Origin of the sequence: Pseudomonas sp. HD6422 (assembly GCF_025377065.1) — a bacterium.
GTDB classification, from domain to species: Bacteria; Pseudomonadota; Gammaproteobacteria; order Pseudomonadales; family Pseudomonadaceae; genus Aquipseudomonas; species Aquipseudomonas putida_U.
The window spans coordinates 95,868-113,214 of sequence record NZ_JAHWIW010000015.1 but is presented as its reverse complement, the minus strand read 5'-3'; the positions used below and the strand labels follow the sequence as shown (position 1 = coordinate 113,214).

Genomic DNA, 17,347 nt, shown 5'->3' with positions numbered 1-17,347 from the left:
GATGAATCGACCATGGCACGACCTGCAGCACCCTGATTCGCGCGCCAGCCTCTACCTGCGTGCGGCCAGCAAGCGCTCCATCAGCGGCGACAGCCTCCCAGCCAGCGGACTGCGCTGCTGGGCTCGTGTGCAACCGAACAACCTGGCGGAATACCGCAAGCTCTGCCATTTCACCGACGACGGTCGCCTGCCGCCCACCTATCCACACATCATGGCCTTCCCCCTGCAATTGCAATTGCTGACCGCCAAGGACTTTCCCTTCCCCCTGCTGGGGCTGGTGCACCTGCACAACCGCATCGAGGTGCTGCGGCCACTGGGTGGCATTGATGGCCTGCGGTTCGCCGTTCATGCCGACAACCTGCAACCACACGCCAAGGGTGGCACCTTCGACCTGATCAGCGAAGCCGAGGACGGCCTGGGGCTGCTCTGGCGCGAGACCAGCCGCATGCTGGTCCGCGGGCTGCACCTCGACGGCCTTGCCGGCGAGGCCGACGAGGAGCCCGCTGAACCGCTGCCCGAAGCCACCCGCTGGTACGCCGACAGCGATATCGGTCGGCGTTATGCCAGGGTCTGCGGCGACTACAACCCGATTCATCTGAGCGCGGTCAGCGCCCGGCTGTTCGGCTTCCCCACGGCCATCGCCCACGGTATGTGGACCCAGGCGATGGCCATGGCTGCCTTGCGCACGCATCTGCCCAACAGCGGCTATGCCTTCGAGGTGGATTTCCGCAAGCCGGTGCGCTTGCCCTCGGAAGTGCGGCTCAGCGCCAGCCCGGCTGGGCCCAGCGGGCTATTGCGCCTCGATGGCCATGCAGACCTGCTGCATATGGTCGGGCGATGGGAGCGGTTATAGCCTCTTGCTTTGCACCGGGCCTGCACCGAAGCTATACGGCATTAGGAGAGCCCCGATGAACCTGCAAGAACTCACCCAGCGTCTGCACCAGATCCGCGACAACAATGACTGGCGCCGCTTCCACAGTCCGAAGAACCTGGCCATGGCCGCCAGCGTCGAAATGGCCGAGCTGGTCGAAATCTTCCAGTGGCTGAGCGAGGACGAATCCCGCCAATTGCCGCCCGAGAAACTTGCCCACGCCGGCCAGGAAGTCGGCGACGTCATCCTCTACCTGTTGCTGCTGTGCAGTGAACTGGGGCTGGACATGGATCAGGTGGTCCGGGCCAAGCTGGCCGACAGCGAAAGGCGCTTCGCCCGATGAACGACCGCCATTTCGATGAGCTGGCCACACGATTTGCCGAGAAGATCTACGGCGGCGCCAAGGGCGCGATCCGTCTCGCCGTGCTCCAAGCCGACCTTGCCGAGGCCCTCCCCGATCGTCCTTTGCGCATTCTCGATGTCGGTGCCGGACTCGGTCACATGTCCCTGTGGCTGGCCGAACGCGGCCACCAGCTGACCCTGGCTGAACCGGCCGCACCGATGCTCGAAGGTGCCCGCGCGCGTTTTGCCGAAGCCGGCCAGCGGGCCACGTTCATCCAGGCCCCCTGGCAGGACCTGTTGGGCCAATTGAGCGAGCCGTTCGACCTGGTGCTGTGCCACGCGGTGCTGGAATGGCTGGCCGAACCGGCGAGCATCCTGCCGGTGCTGCGACAGCTGACGGCGCCAGACGGCTGGCTGTCGCTGGCATTCTACAACCGCGATGCGCTGGTCTATCGCAACCTGCTCAAGGGCCACTTCCGCAAGTTGCGCAGCAATCGGCTGGAGGGCGAGAAGCAGAGCCTAACCCCGCAAAAACCACTTGATCCGCGTGAGCTCAAGGCGCAACTTGAATCCTTGTGGGAGGTCGAAAGCGAGAGTGGCGTGAGAGTGTTCCACGACTACATGCCCAAGGAATTCCAGGCCAAGGTCGAACTGCTCGATCTGCTGGAAATGGAACTGGCCCACCGCCGACACCCCAGTTTCGCTGGGCTCGGTCGCTACCTGCACTGGATCTGCCGTCCGCGCTGAGCGCCTGCCAGGAGGAACCATGCCGTACCGTCCGCTGTACCTGGCCCTGTTGCCTTTCGCCCTGGCTGCCTGCCAGGGCAGCAACCCTTACGTCGCCAGCAGCAACCCCCTGCCACCGGCCCCGTCCGGCGCCGCCAGCACCTTCGATGCCAGCGCCTATCCGGCGCCGGCTCGTGACTATGGGCGGTATCGCAGCTGGAGCTGGCGCAACGGCCAGTTGCCGCGCGGCACCGCTGCCGCCGATCCGGCCCAAGTGGCCGAGGCGATCAGCAACGCCCTGGACCAACAAGGCCTGCGTCCGGCGAGAGATGCCAAGGCCGACCTGCTGGTGAGCGCCGATATCCGCCTGGAGCGGCGTCTGCGCCAAGTGCGTGACTATGACTACTACGGCCCGTATCCCTACGGGGGCGTCGGTTTCGGCGGCTACCGCAACGGTTACGGCGCCTATGGCAGCGTGCCGATCGTGCGTACCTATGAGGTGCAAGTGATGGTGGTGCGCATCGACCTGTTCGATGCTCGAAATGGCCAGCCGGTATGGAGTGCCAGCGCCGAGAGCGGCAGCGACAAGGACTCGCCACGCGAACGTGAAGCCGCTCTGCGCGACTCGGTGCACAAGGCACTCAGCGGCTATCCTCCCAGCTAACGTTCAACGGAGATCCATCATGTTGCGTCGTCTCGTACTCATGACGTTCGCGTCGATACTCGCCGCCTGCTCGAGTAGCAATGTGCAGCAGGACTACGACGCCAGCCGCGATTTCGCCGCCTACCGCAGCTGGGCATGGCAGGAACCTGCGTTGCAATACCGACCGGACGATCCACGCATCAAGAGCGACCTGACCGAACAGCGCATCCGCCAGGCGGTCGCAGACCAACTCGACCAGCGCGGCCTGCGACCGGTCCAGGGCAATGCCCGGCCTGACCTGAGCGTGCAGGCCTACCTGATCGTCGAGCAACGCCAGCAACAGATCACCACCAACTACGGCGGCGCTTGGGGCGGTTACTGGAATGGTTACTGGGGCGGGCCGATGTACAACGAAACCCGCAGTGTCGACTACAAGGTCGCGACCATCCAGGTCGACCTGTTCGACACCCGCGACGGCAAGCTGGTATGGCGCGCCAGCGCCGAGCAGATCATGAACAACTACCCACCCAGCCCCGAGGAGCGCAACAGCGCCATCCGCAATACAGTGGCCAAGGTCATGGACAACTATCCACCTGGTAGAGCCAAGTAACCGCGTGTCCGGGCGAGGGCGTTCGCGCTCGCCCTGCTCACGACAAGGCAATTAGCCATCACCCTGACTACACTCCTGGAACCGTCGCCATGCCTGACCTGCGCTGGCCGGCAAAGGAGTGCCCGTGGTCTTTCGATCCCCCAAACGCCAACGCGGTGCGATCGGCCTGATGGCCGCGTTGACCCTGGGCTTGGCGTTGTTGATGATGCTCCTGGTCGTCGACAGTGGCCGCCTGTACCTGGAGCAGCGCAAACTGCAGCGTATCGCCGACATGGCGGCGCTCGAGGCGGTCAATGCCGGTGCCGATTGCCTGGGCCCGTCCAGCAGCGCCCTGGCCACGGCGCGCAGAGCGGCGACCCGCAACGGCCACCCCAGCGAGACCGGCCGTTCACTGTTGGCCGAGTGCGGCAGCGTCACGAGCGGAGCCAGCGGCGTAAGGACGTTCGCCCCCGACGCCAGCAAGAACGAGGCGATCCGTGTCACTGTCGGGCATGACGTCGCCAGCAGCGTCGTCACCGGCGCCTGGTCGCTGCTCAGCGGCACCTCGGCGTCCACTCTGACGCACTTGCAGGCCCAGGCCACAGCCGGTCGCAGCGGCCCGGCGCTGGCCAGGCTGAATATTCGCAGCAGTCTGGCGGTCATCGACACGGCCAAAAGCAATCAGCTCAATGCATTGCTCGGCGCCCTGCTCGGTACCCAGTTGCAACTGGGCGTAGCGCAATGGCAAGGCCTGCTCGACGCCAACCTCAACCTGCTGCGATTTCTCGATGCCTTGGCCGTGCAGGCCAAGATCAGTGCCGGCGATTACACCGAGTTGCTGCAACAGACCGTGAAACTGGGTGACGTGCTCGCCGTGATGGCCGAGGTGGCGAAGCAGGACAACGCCCTCGTCGACCTCAGCGGGCTGCTCGACCTCAGCCTGGCGGCGCAGAACGCCGGCGGTATCGTCCTCGGCGACCTGCTCAACATCCAGAACGGCACCACCCAGGCCGGCCTCGATGCCAGCCTGCAGGTGCTGCAACTGGTTCAGGGGATGATTCAGCTCGCCAACAGCCAGCACGCCGCCGAGGTGACCCTGCCGATCAGTGTGCTGGGGCTGGCCAATGTCAGCACCCAGGTGAAGATCATCGAGCCGCCGCAGTTCTCGGCCATCGGCGATCCTGCCCTAGCCCTGCCCAACGCGCCCCAGGCGGCTGGGCAGATCTATGTGCGTACCGCCCAGACCCGGTTGTTGCTCAAGGTCGACCTCGGGCCGCTGTTGGGCGGTCTGAACCTGGGTATCATTCAGGTGCTGCCCAACCCGAGTCTCGACGTCGGTCTGGAGGTGGCCAGCGCCAGCAGCCACGTGATCGACTACGATTGCAGCTCGCCGGCCAGCAAGCGGCTGCGCGTCGACAACGACGCCGCCGCAGTGAAGCTGATGATCGGTACGATCGACAGTGGCTCGTTCTTTTCCTCCCAGAATCCGGCGAATGCTGCGCCACTGGTGCTGCTGAGGGTCCTGGGCATCGACATCGGCCTGGGCGCTAACTCACCGGTCTTCGCCCACAGCGAGACCTACGACTTTCTCAAACCCCCAGAGCTCGATCAGACCCCGCCAGCCAGTCGCACCATGAACACCCAGGACATCGTCGCCAGCCTCGGCAAAACCCTGGCCGGGCTCGAATTGACGCCCCGCATTCCGCTGGTGAGCCTGCTGCTCGATCTGGTCACCGGTTTGATCGGCGGCTTGCTGGGCTCATTACTGGACCCGCTGCTCAACAATCTGCTGGCGCTGCTCGGCATCGATCTCAACCAAGTGACTGTGGAGGCCAACCTGAGCTGCCACAGTGGCCGACCGCAACTGTTGATCTAGGCCCGCGGCAAGCGCACCTGGAAACAGGCACCCGCCTCACCGTTACCGACGTCGAGGCTGCCGCCCATGGCCGCCACGATGCCATGGCTGACCGAAAGACCCAGGCCGGTGCCCACCCCTGCCGGCTTGGTGGTGAAGAACGGCTCGAAGACCCGCGCGTGCAACAGCGGGTCGATACCGCCGGCATTGTCTTCGACCTGCAAGCACAGCCCTTCCTCGTCAATGACCTGGCTGACCTCGATCCACGGCTTGGCGATGCCACGCTCGAGCAAGGCGTCCCGGGCATTGACCATCAGGTTGATCAGCACCTGTTCAAGCTGGTCCTGCTGACCGGACACGTATGCCTGCGACGTCGGCGCACAGAGACGCAGGGCCACCCCCTTGCCGCGCAGTCCTTCCTCGAGCAACCCGACCGCGCCCTCGACCGCTGTCCAGGCAGCGAAGCGTTGTGGCTCGACCTCCGTACGCCGGCCATATACCCGCAGATGGTCGACCAGACGCGAAGCCCGCTCGATCTGGCTGTCGATACGCTGCAGTTTCTCACCCAGGTAGACCAGGTCGGCGGTACCGTTCTGCAGCCGCGTGAAGGCGTTGGCCAGAGCCAGACGCATCACGCTCAGCGGCTGGCTGATTTCGTGCACCAGACCAGTGGCCAGTTCGCCGAGGCTGGCCATCTTGGCGCTTTGCAACAGCTGCCGCTGACTACGCCGCACCTCGGTGTTGTCCCGGCCTACCGCCTGGATTTCGAGCAACTGGCCTTGTTCGTCGAACAACCCCCGTTCGGCCCATACCCACCACGCGTGCTCGCGTCCCGGCAACTGCAGACAAACCTCGGCGCTGCTCAACGGCTGGTCGAGAGTCAGCGACTGCAGGCGCTGCACGAAGGCAGCCCGCTCGCTGGCCGACAACCATTGGCCGAGGTTCTGACCGAGCAGTTGCGCCGGGCTGTCCTGCAATTGCTCGGCCAGGGGCTGATTGGCGAACAGCAGTGTCAGATCGGGGCGGTAACGACAGATCATCGCTGGCGAATCCTCGACCAGCACACGGTAGCGCTCCTCACTCTGGCGTACGCGCTCGGCCGCCTCGGTCGCTTCGCTGACATCCAGCCACAGTCCCACCACCTCCTGTGGCAGGCCTAGATCGTCATACAGCAGGCGCGCCTCGTCGAGCACCCAGTGATAACCGCCGTGGACATCGCGCAGACGGTAGCGACTGCGCACCTGACCTTGACGCAACAGGGCCTGGGTACGCTGCAACCACAGCTCACGATCGTCCGGATGCACCGCCAGGCCAGGCTGGCGGGCCAGCTCGCTGTCCGCCTTCCAGCCCAGCAGGGGCATCAGGCTGGCACTATAGAACTCACTGTGCAGGGCGCCCTCGGCATAGCGCTGGATGTAGATCACCGCAGGCGAGCTGGCGATGAGGTTCTCCAGGCGCGCTTTCGCCGCGTCGGCTTGCAGTTCCTGGGCCTTGAGCGCACTGATGTCGAGAGCGAAGCCCCCCAGGCGCTGCCCTTGCCATTGCCCGCTCCAGTGATACCAGCGCACCTGGCCTGGCGCATCGTCGTCGAGCGAGCGCAACGTCAGGCTCAGCCCGTGGCCTTCACGCACCTGCTCCAAGGCCAGTTGCGCCGCCTCGCGGTCGGCGGGGTGCAGATGCGCCAGCCACTGCGCGACACTCGGCTGGGCAGGTAGGCCCAACGTGTTGGCCAACTGCTCGTCCAGCTCCATGTGCCCTTGCTGCGACCACGCCCAGCCGCCAGCGCCCAGTTGCCGCTGCAATGCCTGCAGGTGGCGCTGTTGCTGGCGCAACTGGCCCAGGCGCAGCCGGCTCAGCAACGGCTCGGCCAACGCGTTCAGCAAGGCCACGGCCTCATCGACCTCAGGCAACGATTCGGCGCCGGCACAGAGTAGCCAGGCCTGGCAGACAGCCCCTTGGCGCAGTGGCAGCAGGCACAACGCAACGCCGCCGCACAGTGCCTGCAGATCAGGATGCACGCCGGCATCGAGAACTGGCTGTCCGGGCAAGCCGGTCAACCAGGATTGCAATCGTTCATCCCGCGGCCAGGGCCAGTCGGCATCGCTGGTGGCATAGCAACGCCAGCCCGCTTCGTCGACGAGCATCAGGTGCAGCGCCGATGCCCGCCAGTGCCGGGCCAGATCCTGCAGTTGCAGCGCGGTCACTTGCGCCAGGCGTTGCTCGTCGCAGTCGCGCAACGCCTGGCCAAGTCGCATTTGCCATTGCTGGCGGCTGTCATGGTGGCGTTCGCGCAGCAAGTCGCCGATGTCGAACACTTGCAGCAACCACGCTTCGCCTTGGCGCATCAGCCAACCGCGGGTATGCAGGGTGTTGCCCCCGGCGGCGTGCCAATCCAGGTCGAGGGGCTGGCCCTGCCAATCGCCGGGAAGGCCTTCTATCACCAGCCAGCTGTTGCGTTCGAGGTAGTCGCGCAGCGGTCGAGCACCGCTGTTGGGCATGGCGAGCGCCGTGCGCAGCGGACCGCCCAGGCGCTGCACCGTCCCCTCGTCGTCGAGCCACGCCTGCAGGCCCACGGCCATCGGCATTGGCGTGGCAGGTTGTGCAGCACCCCGCCAGCGATCGAGCAGCCCCGTCACAGCTGAAGACTCGCTTCTGCTTGCAAGGCTTCGGGCAGGCGCGGGACGTCGCCGATCAATGGCAACTTGAACACCGGCATGACCCGGCTCAGGCGTTCGCTGGGATAGCGAATGCTCACCGTCAGCAGCTTGTCCACCACGCTCACCTGGACGTCGCTGGCGGACTGGAAGCCCAGGCTGCTCGGCATCCATGCCAATTGCTGGTCGATGACCTGGCGCGCCAGGGTCTGGACGTCACCGGCATAGTTGGCGCTGGCAGGGTCCAAAGCTACGCAGCGGCGCACCGCTTCGCTGCTGGCCTGATTGAAGGACTGCAGCACGAGCATCGGCAGTGCATAGCTGACAAGGCCGTGGAAAACGGCGAAGAACACCACGAATACAGCGACAAACTCGATGGCTGCCGCGCCTTTTTGCCCTCCCGCCAAGCTGGTTCGCATGTTCGCGTCTACCCTGACAATGAAACCTGAGTGACAGCATAGATCCGTTCAACGAATAGGGATGGCAATTGGCCAATGCAAAGCATTGTTCTCCTGATGTGGCTTGCCTTGTGCACTGAACAAGATATCCGTGAACGCCAGATTTCCAACCTGCTGACACTGGGCGTGGCCGCCTGTGCACTGGTCTGGTTGTTCAGTACCGGCCACAGCTGGATCGGCGCCGACGCCAGCGACGCGGGCTGGGCGCTGGCCATCGTCATGCTGCTTACCCTCCCAGGCTACATGCTTGGGCGCTTCGGTGCCGGCGACGTCAAGCTGCTGGGGGCGCTGGCCCTGGCTACCAGCCATCAGTACGTGCTTGGTACGTTCATCGGCGCAGGCATCACCGTGCTGTTGTGGATGATCGCCCGCAGGCGCCTGTGGACCTTGCTCAACCCCAAAGTCAAGAAGCGCCTGCAGGCACTGGCCGAGCAAATGGACGACAAGCAACCGTTTGCGCCCTATGTGCTGGCCGGCTTTCTATTGACCGCTGTATGGATCCATTGACATCCTCCCCGCCCTAAAGGACGGGGATTCCTACAGGTAGACGGCCATGCCCGACCGCGAGAATGTTCCTCGCCGCGTTAATGTCGCGGTCGTGAGTGACACCATTCTCTTATTCCAAGGCCGGTCCTACCTTTCGGACTACTGGGCGGGAGTACGCCGCAATGCGAACAGGCTTGGGTGGTGTACGCTTCGTTGACTTCACGAAAAACGATGCCTGCGCTATCGCACTTGTAAGACAGCATCGTTTTCAACATGCCCCAACCGGCGTCGTGCACCGACTTGGCCATTTGGGTCTTAGCCAACGCTTTGGGCTTGACGTTGCCAACAACGATCAGCCCGCACCGCTGCACAAGCGCGGTGCTGAATTTGTGAAGTGCATCCTTGCGACGGTTGGCGATCTTGGCGTGGATGGCTCGCGCGCGGGTTTTCTTGCCGGCACGCTGGGCAATGGCCAACTTGCCTTCAAGGTCGCGGTAGAACCGCCCAGCCTCGAGGGCGCTGCCATCGCTACAGGTGGCCGTGGTTTTCAACCCAAGGTCGATACCGATTTCATCCTGCCCGGCTGGGCAAGTACGTTCGACCTCAACACACACGTTGAAGTACCAACGGCCACGGGCATCTTCGCTAAAGCTACCGGCGCGAAACTTGAATTGCCCAAGGCCGTAGCTGTCCCATATGCCGAAGTAATGCCCGTTAAAGTAGAGTTGCCCATTTTTCCAGACCGGTGCGCATTGAGCGCCCTTGAAAGGAATCCAACCCAACGACCGGCGAGCGCCGCCCGACTTGCGCCAGGCCAGCCGCGCACGCTTAGCCGCATTACGCTTGACGGCGTATTGTTCCTGCAATTCCTGCACGGTGCCGCTATGCAAGCCGAGCAACTTGCCGGAGCCTTTGGTGTACGGCTGAAAATCAAAGCCGGTCAAGAATCGCCCATGGTCACGGATGTTGCGATAGCTCAATTCGTTCAGGTAATTCCAGACAGTGTTAACCGACCGCGCCCACGCGCGCAGAACGGGCGTATGCCTGTCCTTGATGCGCAACTGGAGGGTTTTGGTGGTTTTCATTCTGGATTGGCCTTTATCCATATTGTTCAGCAAAATAGCGCGTTTACCATAGTTTTCTCAAGGTTGGTCTGGTGGAGGATCCGTTGCGTGTTATTTCCCGGAATTGATGCAACCAGCCTGGCAGGGGAATGCGTTATGGTCGGCGTCGTATTTCGCCGGCAGCGTAGGCGGTGCGCCATTGGACGGGGTTCGGCGCTACATCGAGCAGCAAGACAGACCGGCGTAAGGGCGCGCAGTTCGCACGCCTCGCTATCCCTCCCCGCACTAAAGTACGGGGTATCTCGCGGATACAACCAATGAGCGACCCTGTGGTCGGATGCCTTGTACAAACCTTGTACATAATCGCCAAGTGCGACTATGTTCTAGCTGCCGACCTGTCAAGCGTGGGAGCTACAGTCGGCCTGGCCACGAGAACAGGGAGTTGAACGTGAACAAGCCAATGAGTGACGTCAAGGTCCTCGTCGTCGATGATCAGCCGCTGATCGTCGAACAATTATGCGAATTCCTCGAAAACCACGGGCACCCGTGCGTAGCCGCCCACTCCACCGATCAGGCCATCGAGCGCTATGTCGACGATGAGGCGATTGGCCTGGTGGTGTGCGATCTGCACATGCCCGAACGCGATGGAATCGAGCTGATGCGTGCGCTCAAGGACATTGCCAAAGGGCAGCGCATGTTCGAGGCCATCATGCTCACCAGCCGCGCCGACAAACAGGATGTGATTCGCGCCTTGCGCGAAGGGTTCTCCGACTACTACCAGAAACCCATGGATCTCGAAGCCCTGCTCGAAGGCGTGCGCCGCCAGGAGCAGATCCTGCTCGAGCGGCGCAGCAGCTTTCAGGACCTGGGAAGCCTCAACTAGCGCCTGCAGGAGCTGGCCGAGTCCATCGACGACCTCTACCAGGACCTGGAAAAGGCACGTGGCCAAGGTATGCACCGTCGCGCCGGCGATGTCGAGGAGACCGAGAGCGAGCTACCTCCGGCCTTCGAGAAACTCTCGCCACGCCAACTCGAAGTGGCCCGGCTGGTCAGCAAGGGCAAGACCAACTACCAGATCGCCTGCGAACTGGGCATCACTGAGAACACCGTCAAGCTCTACGTGTCGCAGGTTCTGCGCCTTACCCACATGCACAACCGCACGCAACTGGCGCTGGCCCTGACCCCCAGTTCGTCACCGGTGCACCAGCGTTTCACCACCCACTAGTTCGATGAGCTGACCTTTTCCCAGCGGTAGAAATCCGGGATCGCGTACTTGTAGCTGTCCAGCCAGCGTTGCATGGACTGCTCGCGCTCCCGCGCCGTCTGCACCTGCACCGTCGGCGAGGCCTGTTGGTTGCTGGCCTGTATGCGCAGCAGGGTCTCGGTGGCGCTTTCCTCACTCCCGGTCTGGCGCGGCGCATCGTCGGCCAGGGCAATGGCCGGGGCGGCCAGGCACATCATCAGCATCAAGGGCCTAAGCATCCTGATCTCCTCCTTTGGCGTGGCTCTCGGTGCCACTCACCGGCATCGCTGCGCGCCCCAGGCTACGCAGCTTTTGGGCCCGCGCCTGGGCCTCGGCGAACTGTTCGGGCTTGAGGTGCAGGCGGTTCACCAGGTCACTGGCCTGGGACCAGTTGTCCTGAAGCAGCGACAGAGTCACCAGGTTCACCGCCGGCAAGGCGTTATCGTCCTGGAGCTCCAAGGCCGTCAGAAACTCGAAACGGGCCTGCTCGTGCTGCCCCAGGTTCATCAGCACCACCCCCAGATCATTGCGCACGTTGGCATCGGTCGGCGCCAGGCGCACTGCACGCTGCAGGTTCTGCAGCGCCTGCTGATCATCGCCCCGGGCCGACGCCAGTTGGCCAAGGCCATGCTCGCCCTCGGCCGCCAGACAGCCGCCCAGCAGGCTGCGATAGAGCGGTTCGGCCTCGCTGCGGCCAAGCAGGCGCAACACCCGGGCCTTGCGCAAACGCACCGATTCCAAGCGATTGGGCATTTGCTCGAGATGGGCCAGGCTGGCATGTGGCCGTCCCTGATTGAGCATCTCGTCGGCCAGGTTCAACGCCAGTTGCTGGTCCGCGTCGGGCTTGGCGCACTGTCCGCCCGCCCACAAACCGCCCAGGCCCGGCTGCTGGCCGGCACAACCGGCCAGCAGCAACAGCCCGGTGAACAACAGAATCCCTCTCATCGCCCCTCTCCCCTTCAAGAACCCAAAGCCCGCGCCATCGCGGAAAAACCCGGCCCGGCCAGCACGATGAGCAAGGCTGGAAACAGAAACACCATCATCACCGCCGACATTTTTGCCGACATCTTCGACACACGCTCCTGCAGTCGCGTCAGACGCCGGTCGTCCAACAGCTGTTTCAGGGCCAGCAACGACTTCAGCGCACCGCTACCCTGGACCAACAATTGCTGGAGGATCGCGCAGGTGTCGGTCAACTCATCCACCGCCAGTTGCTTCGCAGACTTTTCCAGCTCCGGCCCAAGAGCCAGGCCCGAGTCCACCCGCTGCAGTACCAAGCGCAGTTCGGCGCTGACGTGCGGCAGCAGCGAGCGTCCCTCCTCAGCCAGGACTCGCAGGGCCTGCTCCACCGCAAGCCCGGTCTCGAAAAGAATGCGCAACAACGGGATCAGCAGGCTCACCTCTTCGGCAATGCGTTGCTGACGCCGCGCCGCCGCCACGGCCAGCAAGCGTTTGGGCAACAGGTAGCCCAGGCCCATCGCGCACAATACTGCAACCCACCCGGAACCTTCGCCTGGCACTCCCGGCAGCAGTAACAGCACCAGCCCGCCAGTCAACAGCGGCAAGCCCAACTGCACGGCGGCGAACAGTGCCCGCTGGCGGCTGCGACGCCAACCCAGGCGAGCGAGCAATGTCTGGGTTTCACCGTCCAGGCTCTGCAGGCTGCGTCCCAAGCGGCTGCTGCCCAGCCGATGCAACCATTCGCCCAAACGCTCGTCAGGGGCCAACCGGCCCTGCAGGCGACGGCTCACCCGCAGCCGCGCGCGTGCTTGGCGCATGGCCTGCGCCGCCAACAGGAGAAACCCCGCGAACAGGCAAACGGCGCTGACCAGCAAGGCCATTTCAGAGACTCCTCATCATGCGCCAGAGCACCAGGCAACCCAGGGCCTGGAAGGCGAAGGCAAAGCCCAGCAGCCACTGTCCCTGTTGGTCTTGCCACATCGCCAGCAGGTAGCCAGGGTTACCCAGCAGGAAATACCCCACCATCAGCAACGGCAGGGCTCCGAGGATCCATGCCGTGACCCGCGTCTCACCGGTCATCGCCCGCAACTGACGTCCCCCCTGCTCACGTTCACGGATCAGCTTGATCAGGTTTTCCATCAGCTCGCTGGCGTTGCCGCCATAGCGCTGGTTGATACGCAGGCCCAGGGCGAATACGCGCAGTTCGTCCTGTCCATAGAGCTCCGCCAGTTCGCTCAGAGCGTCTTCCAGCGGCACACCCAGTTGCACGTTGCGCTGGACCCGCTGCATTGCCGCACGCAGCGGCTCACGGGTGTTCTCCAGGCCTCCGAGGACGGCGTCGGTCAAGGTGCGCCCGGCCTTCAGGCTGCGCACGCTGTAATCCAGTAGTCCCGGAAGCTGCTCGATGATGCGCCGCATGCGCCGTCGATACCGCCAGGTCAGATAGGCCTGCGCAGCCAGTGGAATCCCCAGCGACAGGAGCAACGCCACCCACCAGCTACCCAGCAACAATCCCAGCGCCACACCCCCGAGCCAGCCCAGCGCCCACGGACGCAGACGTACCCCCGCCGGATCGAGGCCGGCGCGTTGCAGCCTGGCGTCGAGCCAGCGCTGACGCGTCGCGGGGGTGCGCAATGCCTCGAGTGCGCGGCCCCGGCGTTGCAGCACACGCTCCTCCCCACGCTTGTGCAAACCCAGGCGCAACAGCAGCAAGGCGCAGCCCAAGAGCAGCACCGACAGCGACAGCAGCAGCGGCCCCATCACAGCAAGCCTTCGTGACGCAGTTTTATCCCGGCGGGGTTGGGTGCCTCGCGCACGAAACCGTCGCCGCCACGCCGGTCGAAACGGAACAGAGTATTGGTCACGTAGACGTCGTCACGCAGGCCCACCACTTCCAGCACCTCGCTGACGACGCGACGGCCATCGGCCAGACGAGTCAGCTGGATGACCACGTCGAGCGCTGCACACACCATCTGTCGTAAGGTCTTCTCGGCAATCTGGCGCCCACTCAAGCCCACCAACGTCTCCAGGCGCAGCAGCGCGTCCATGGCGGTGTTGGCGTGCACGGTGCTCATCGAGCCATCATGCCCGGTGTTCATCGCAGTCAGCACATCGAGCACCTCCGGCCCGCGGATTTCGCCCAGCAGGATCCGGTCGGGGCGCATGCGCAAGGCGTTGCGGATGAGCTCGCTGGCCTTGATCTCGCCATGGCCCTCGACATTCGGAGGACGGGTTTCCAGACGCACCACATGGGGATGGTGCAACTGCAGCTCGGCCACATCCTCGATGGTCACCAGGCGCTCGTGGGGGGCGATCATCTGGCTGAGGATGTTCAGCAAGGTAGTCTTGCCGGTGCCGGTCCCGCCGCTGACCAGGATGTTGCAGCGCCTGCCCACGGCACGTTCGAGAAAATCGAACAGCGCCTGGTCGATGGCCCGGGTCGCGAGCAGATCGGCACTCTTGAGCATGTCCTGGCGGAACTTGCGAATCGACAGGCAGGGCCCGTCCAGCGCCACCGGCGGAATGATCGCATTGACCCGGCTGCCGTCAGGCATACGGGCATCGACCATCGGCGACGACTCGTCCAGGCGTCGCCCCAATGGCGCGAGGATGCGCTGCATCACGCGCTCCACATGGTGGGCGTCGATGAAACGCAGATCGGTCTGCTGCAACAGCCCTGCCCGCTCGACGAACACCCGGAAAGGCCCATTGACCAGGATCTCGGTCACGCTGGGGTCGCGCAACAGCACTTCCAACGGACCATAGCCGGTCAGTTCGTCCACCAGTTCCTCGGCCAGGCGCTCCATCTCGTAACGCGACAGGGCCAGGCGCAGGCGCGCGACATAGTCGGCCACCTGTTCCAGGACAAACTGGCTCAGCGCCGGACGCGCACCTTCCAGCAGGTTGCGGCCGCTGTCCTCGATGGCGTCGATCACGCATCGGTGCAAGGCGCGCTTGAGTGCCTGGGGATCGCTCGCCTGGTGGCGTTGGCCGCCGAAGGGTCGGTCGTTGCTCATCGGCTGCCCCACAACCTGCGCAGCCAGTTCAGCGGCGGCGGCGCAAGGGCTTCGGAACGCCGGGCCAGTCGCTCGCCCAAGGCCCGCAGAGACTGGCTGAGGCTTTCTCGCGGGGCCAGGTCGAACAGGCTCAGGCCCTGGTTCTTGGCATTGAGGCGCACTTCCGGGCAATACGGCAGCACCTTGAGCAGCGGCAAGCCATAACGCTTGGCCAAGGCATCGGCATCCGGCGCCACCTGGCGCAGGTAACGATCTACCAGCAGGCTGGCATGCTCGAGCTTGATGCCGCGGTCGCGCCACTGTTCGAGTACGTCGAGGTTGCGTCGGCAGTCGAGGATGTTCTGGTCGGTACAGAGCATCAGCTTGTCGCAGTGGCTGATGATGGTGCGCAAGGCCTCGCTGTCGGCTTGGCCGGTGAGGTTGACGACGATGTGCTGAAAATGTTGGCGCAGTGCGCTTAGCAGCATGTACAACTCGGCCGGACTGGTCGCCTTCAGCGTATCGTCGCCCGGTGCATAGCCGAGAATACGCAACCCTCCGGGCGCGCGGGTGAAGGCACTGTCGATCAGGGTCGCATCGAGGCGGCGCAGGTGGCGCAGGGCATCGCCGAAGTTGAACGATGCCTCCAGGCCGAGCAAGGCCAGGCTGTCACCGCTGGGCAGGCCAAGATCGAGCAGAAGCGTCTGCTGGCCACTGTCCTGCACCACTTGGGCAAGGTGCGAAGTCAGCAGCGCACCGTCGGTGCCGCGCTGGGCGCTGTACAACACGCTCAGTCCGCCCACCTTGGGATTGCTCGCAGCCGGTGGCAAACGCTTGCCCAGGCGCCGCACCAGGCCGGCCACCTCGCTGGCACGCGAGCCGTAGGCGACGAAATCCCGTGCACCGGCACGCATGGCATGCAGCACCAGTTGGTTGTCCATGCCATCGCCCAAGGCGACGATCGCCAGCATCGGCTTGGCTTCCAGCACGCCTTCGATCAGCGCGCACTGGTTGACCAGTTGCTCACGATCCAGACCGATGAACACCAGACTGGCGAAGGTGACATCGACCAGCGCCAGCAGCTCGTCGAGGCTGCCACCACTCGCGCCGATGACCTGTCCCAGCGGCGCCAGGGCGCCTTGCAGCCAGTGCAGGTCGTCCTCGTTACGGGTGATGGCCAGGTATGTCTGGTTGAGACTCTCGTTCATCGTGACAACCCACCACGGCCATCGAAGTTGCCGTTCTCCAGGAAAAACAACTGACCCCAGCTGGGGTCGTAGGTACGCAGGTTCTCGCCGGGCAGTTGCGGCAACCGGGCATTGGCCGCCAGCGGCTGGACCAGGTGTGGGGTGACGATCATCAACAATTCGGTTTCCTCACGCACCAGTGATGACTGGCGGAAGAAGGCTCCCAGCACCGGCAGATTCCCCAGGCCAGGCAGCTTGTCGACCGAGGAGCGGGTATTGCTGCTGACCAGACCGCTAATGATGAAGCTCTCGCCATCGGCCAGCGAGATGCTGGTGTCGGTGCGACGCACGCTGAGGCCAGGCACGAGGGTGCCGGCGATGTTGACGGCATTGTTGTAGTCCAGCTCACTGACCTCCGGTGCCACCTTGAGGGTGATGCGATCGCGGCTGACCACCGTCGGCGTGAGGGCCAGGCGTACGCCGAATTCCTTGTACTCGATGGAGACGTTGTCACTGCCGGCGCTGGGTACTGGGATCGGTATCTCACCGCCGGCCAGGAAGCTCGCGGTCAGGCCACTGAGCACGGTGAGGCTGGGGCGTGCCAGGGTGTAGGCAAAACCGCTGTTCTCCAGCGCATTGATCGCGGCCAGGAAGCGGCTGCTGCCACCGCCCCAGACGATGTTGAAGACCCCGTCGTCGAGAGGAATGGCCGGGGTGGCGTTGGGCACCGAGCCTGGGCTGACGGTCGTGCCCGGCACCGTCCCGGGCGAGCCGATCAGGCTGTTGTTCGAACCTTTGAAGAACAACCTCGCTCCCGCCTCTTTGTACTTGTTGCGGCGCACCTCGACGAAGCGGATATCGGCCTGCACCTGGCTGGGTAACTGGATGTCCTGCGATGGCAACTGCGCCCCTGGCGCCATGTCGACGCTGGCTTGACCTTTGACGAACAGCATGGCGCGATGGGGGCCGGCTGCGCAGGGAGTCCACAGCATCAAGCTGGTGTTGCCCGGCGCCACGCCGGTCAGCAACACCGCCCGATCGCCACTGGCCTGCACGTCGGCGACCCTGGGCTCACCGACCGCCACCCGCTGGATCGCCAGCGGCAGGCGCAGCTCCTCCTGTTGCCCCTGATCGATCTCGATCACCGTTGGCAAGCGACCGACCGCCGCGCACGCCGGATCGGCGGCCTGGCTAACCGGTGCCAGCGCGGCCACGCCGATAACGGTGAACATTCGCACGGCATCACGTACGAAACTGCGCATGGCGGCATCCT

18 protein-coding genes and 1 pseudogene are annotated in these 17,347 nt (G+C 64.3%); 9 read left to right on the top strand and 10 right to left on the bottom strand.

Annotation, left to right across the window (positions count from 1 at the left end):
* Position 1 precedes the first annotated feature (1 nt).
* From KY379_RS13220 to KY379_RS13195, 6 genes are all read left to right on the top strand, one after another.
* Complete coding sequence (locus tag KY379_RS13220) at positions 2 to 853, top strand: MaoC family dehydratase (RefSeq protein ID WP_261241986.1); 852 nt, start codon at positions 2 to 4, stop codon at positions 851 to 853.
* Positions 854 to 908: 55 nt separating this feature from the next.
* Positions 909 to 1,214, top strand: coding sequence for a MazG-like family protein (locus KY379_RS13215; RefSeq protein ID WP_133324461.1), 306 nt, complete (start codon positions 909 to 911; stop codon positions 1,212 to 1,214).
* The gene (locus KY379_RS13210) at positions 1,211 to 1,960 is read left to right on the top strand and encodes a methyltransferase domain-containing protein (RefSeq protein ID WP_261241988.1); all 750 of its coding nucleotides are present in this window, start codon (positions 1,211 to 1,213) and stop codon (positions 1,958 to 1,960) included. The genes KY379_RS13215 and KY379_RS13210 overlap by 4 nt, the downstream gene beginning before the upstream one ends.
* A 19-nt stretch (positions 1,961 to 1,979) precedes the next feature.
* Entirely contained in the window at positions 1,980 to 2,603 is a 624-nt protein-coding gene (locus KY379_RS13205) for a DUF4136 domain-containing protein (protein ID WP_261241989.1), read from the top strand.
* A 19-nt stretch (positions 2,604 to 2,622) separates the two neighbouring features.
* The gene (locus tag KY379_RS13200; RefSeq protein ID WP_133324467.1) at positions 2,623 to 3,192 is read left to right on the top strand and encodes a DUF4136 domain-containing protein; all 570 of its coding nucleotides are present in this window, start codon (positions 2,623 to 2,625) and stop codon (positions 3,190 to 3,192) included.
* A 124-nt stretch (positions 3,193 to 3,316) separates the two neighbouring features.
* Positions 3,317 to 5,047, top strand: a complete 1,731-nt coding sequence (locus KY379_RS13195) for a TadG family pilus assembly protein (protein WP_261241990.1) — start codon at positions 3,317 to 3,319, stop codon at positions 5,045 to 5,047.
* Here the strand turns inward: KY379_RS13195 and KY379_RS13190 are convergent.
* A complete protein-coding gene (locus KY379_RS13190) occupies positions 5,044 to 7,662 on the bottom strand; it encodes an ATP-binding protein (protein WP_409977270.1) in 2,619 nt (872 codons plus the stop codon). The two genes, KY379_RS13195 and KY379_RS13190, sit on opposite strands and share 4 nt — an antisense overlap.
* Positions 7,659 to 8,099: a TadE/TadG family type IV pilus assembly protein gene (locus KY379_RS13185; protein ID WP_133324471.1), complete on the bottom strand. Its 441-nt coding sequence runs from the start codon at positions 8,097 to 8,099 to the stop codon at positions 7,659 to 7,661. Before KY379_RS13185 ends, KY379_RS13190 begins: the two co-directional genes overlap by 4 nt.
* Positions 8,100 to 8,174: 75 nt before the next feature.
* Here KY379_RS13185 and KY379_RS13180 point away from each other — a divergent pair, with 75 nt between their 5' ends.
* Complete coding sequence (locus tag KY379_RS13180) at positions 8,175 to 8,645, top strand: prepilin peptidase (protein WP_261241995.1); 471 nt, start codon at positions 8,175 to 8,177, stop codon at positions 8,643 to 8,645.
* A gap of 77 nt (positions 8,646 to 8,722) precedes the next feature.
* Here the strand turns inward: KY379_RS13180 and KY379_RS13175 are convergent, their stop codons facing one another.
* Positions 8,723 to 9,709 carry an RNA-guided endonuclease InsQ/TnpB family protein gene (locus KY379_RS13175; protein ID WP_261238907.1) on the bottom strand — a complete coding sequence of 329 codons (987 nt, stop codon included), beginning with the start codon at positions 9,707 to 9,709 and terminating at the stop codon, positions 8,723 to 8,725.
* Between the two features lie 106 nt (positions 9,710 to 9,815).
* Between KY379_RS13175 and KY379_RS13170 the strand changes: the two genes are divergently transcribed.
* Complete coding sequence (locus KY379_RS13170) at positions 9,816 to 9,935, top strand: transposase (protein WP_261238905.1); 120 nt, start codon at positions 9,816 to 9,818, stop codon at positions 9,933 to 9,935.
* Positions 9,936 to 10,148: 213 nt separating this feature from the next.
* Positions 10,149 to 10,913: pseudogene (locus KY379_RS13165) on the top strand (response regulator).
* On the opposite strand, the gene KY379_RS13160 reads toward KY379_RS13165, so the two are convergent.
* The 7 genes from KY379_RS13160 to KY379_RS13130 are packed head-to-tail and all read right to left on the bottom strand — an operon-like array spanning position 10,910 to position 17,336.
* Positions 10,910 to 11,170: a DUF3613 domain-containing protein gene (locus KY379_RS13160; protein ID WP_261238903.1), complete on the bottom strand. Its 261-nt coding sequence runs from the start codon at positions 11,168 to 11,170 to the stop codon at positions 10,910 to 10,912. The pseudogene KY379_RS13165 and the gene KY379_RS13160 overlap by 4 nt on opposite strands.
* Positions 11,163 to 11,876: a tetratricopeptide repeat protein gene (locus tag KY379_RS13155; protein WP_261238901.1), complete on the bottom strand. Its 714-nt coding sequence runs from the start codon at positions 11,874 to 11,876 to the stop codon at positions 11,163 to 11,165. The genes KY379_RS13160 and KY379_RS13155 overlap by 8 nt, the downstream gene beginning before the upstream one ends.
* 14 nt (positions 11,877 to 11,890) lie before the next feature.
* Positions 11,891 to 12,772 (bottom strand): type II secretion system F family protein, encoded by an 882-nt coding sequence (locus tag KY379_RS13150; RefSeq protein WP_196172008.1) that lies wholly within the window; start codon positions 12,770 to 12,772, stop codon positions 11,891 to 11,893.
* A 1-nt stretch (position 12,773) separates the two neighbouring features.
* On the bottom strand, positions 12,774 to 13,655 hold the full coding sequence (locus KY379_RS13145) for a type II secretion system F family protein (protein ID WP_261238898.1): 882 nt from the start codon (positions 13,653 to 13,655) through the stop codon (positions 12,774 to 12,776).
* Positions 13,652 to 14,908 (bottom strand): CpaF family protein, encoded by a 1,257-nt coding sequence (locus KY379_RS13140; RefSeq protein ID WP_133324483.1) that lies wholly within the window; start codon positions 14,906 to 14,908, stop codon positions 13,652 to 13,654. Before KY379_RS13140 ends, KY379_RS13145 begins: the two co-directional genes overlap by 4 nt.
* The gene (locus KY379_RS13135) at positions 14,905 to 16,095 is read right to left on the bottom strand and encodes a pilus assembly protein (protein WP_196172006.1); all 1,191 of its coding nucleotides are present in this window, start codon (positions 16,093 to 16,095) and stop codon (positions 14,905 to 14,907) included. Before KY379_RS13135 ends, KY379_RS13140 begins: the two co-directional genes overlap by 4 nt.
* Positions 16,092 to 17,336 carry a type II and III secretion system protein family protein gene (locus KY379_RS13130; RefSeq protein WP_261238896.1) on the bottom strand — a complete coding sequence of 415 codons (1,245 nt, stop codon included), beginning with the start codon at positions 17,334 to 17,336 and terminating at the stop codon, positions 16,092 to 16,094. The genes KY379_RS13135 and KY379_RS13130 overlap by 4 nt, the downstream gene beginning before the upstream one ends.
* Positions 17,337 to 17,347: the final 11 nt, after the last annotated feature.

Coding starts and splice junctions, on each gene's coding strand:
- KY379_RS13210 (WP_261241988.1), top strand. CDS start 1,211: ATGAACGACCGCCATTTCGATGAGCTGGCCACACGATTTGCCGAGAAG.
- KY379_RS13200 (WP_133324467.1), top strand. CDS start 2,623: ATGTTGCGTCGTCTCGTACTCATGACGTTCGCGTCGATACTCGCCGCC.
- KY379_RS13180 (WP_261241995.1), top strand. CDS start 8,175: ATGCAAAGCATTGTTCTCCTGATGTGGCTTGCCTTGTGCACTGAACAA.
- KY379_RS13175 (WP_261238907.1), bottom strand. CDS start 9,709: ATGAAAACCACCAAAACCCTCCAGTTGCGCATCAAGGACAGGCATACG.
- KY379_RS13185 (WP_133324471.1), bottom strand. CDS start 8,099: ATGCGAACCAGCTTGGCGGGAGGGCAAAAAGGCGCGGCAGCCATCGAG.
- KY379_RS13130 (WP_261238896.1), bottom strand. CDS start 17,336: ATGCGCAGTTTCGTACGTGATGCCGTGCGAATGTTCACCGTTATCGGC.
- KY379_RS13205 (WP_261241989.1), top strand. CDS start 1,980: ATGCCGTACCGTCCGCTGTACCTGGCCCTGTTGCCTTTCGCCCTGGCT.
- KY379_RS13155 (WP_261238901.1), bottom strand. CDS start 11,876: ATGAGAGGGATTCTGTTGTTCACCGGGCTGTTGCTGCTGGCCGGTTGT.
- KY379_RS13220 (WP_261241986.1), top strand. CDS start 2: ATGAATCGACCATGGCACGACCTGCAGCACCCTGATTCGCGCGCCAGC.
- KY379_RS13170 (WP_261238905.1), top strand. CDS start 9,816: ATGCAACCAGCCTGGCAGGGGAATGCGTTATGGTCGGCGTCGTATTTC.
- KY379_RS13160 (WP_261238903.1), bottom strand. CDS start 11,170: ATGCTTAGGCCCTTGATGCTGATGATGTGCCTGGCCGCCCCGGCCATT.
- KY379_RS13215 (WP_133324461.1), top strand. CDS start 909: ATGAACCTGCAAGAACTCACCCAGCGTCTGCACCAGATCCGCGACAAC.
- KY379_RS13150 (WP_196172008.1), bottom strand. CDS start 12,772: ATGGCCTTGCTGGTCAGCGCCGTTTGCCTGTTCGCGGGGTTTCTCCTG.
- KY379_RS13140 (WP_133324483.1), bottom strand. CDS start 14,908: ATGAGCAACGACCGACCCTTCGGCGGCCAACGCCACCAGGCGAGCGAT.
- KY379_RS13135 (WP_196172006.1), bottom strand. CDS start 16,095: ATGAACGAGAGTCTCAACCAGACATACCTGGCCATCACCCGTAACGAG.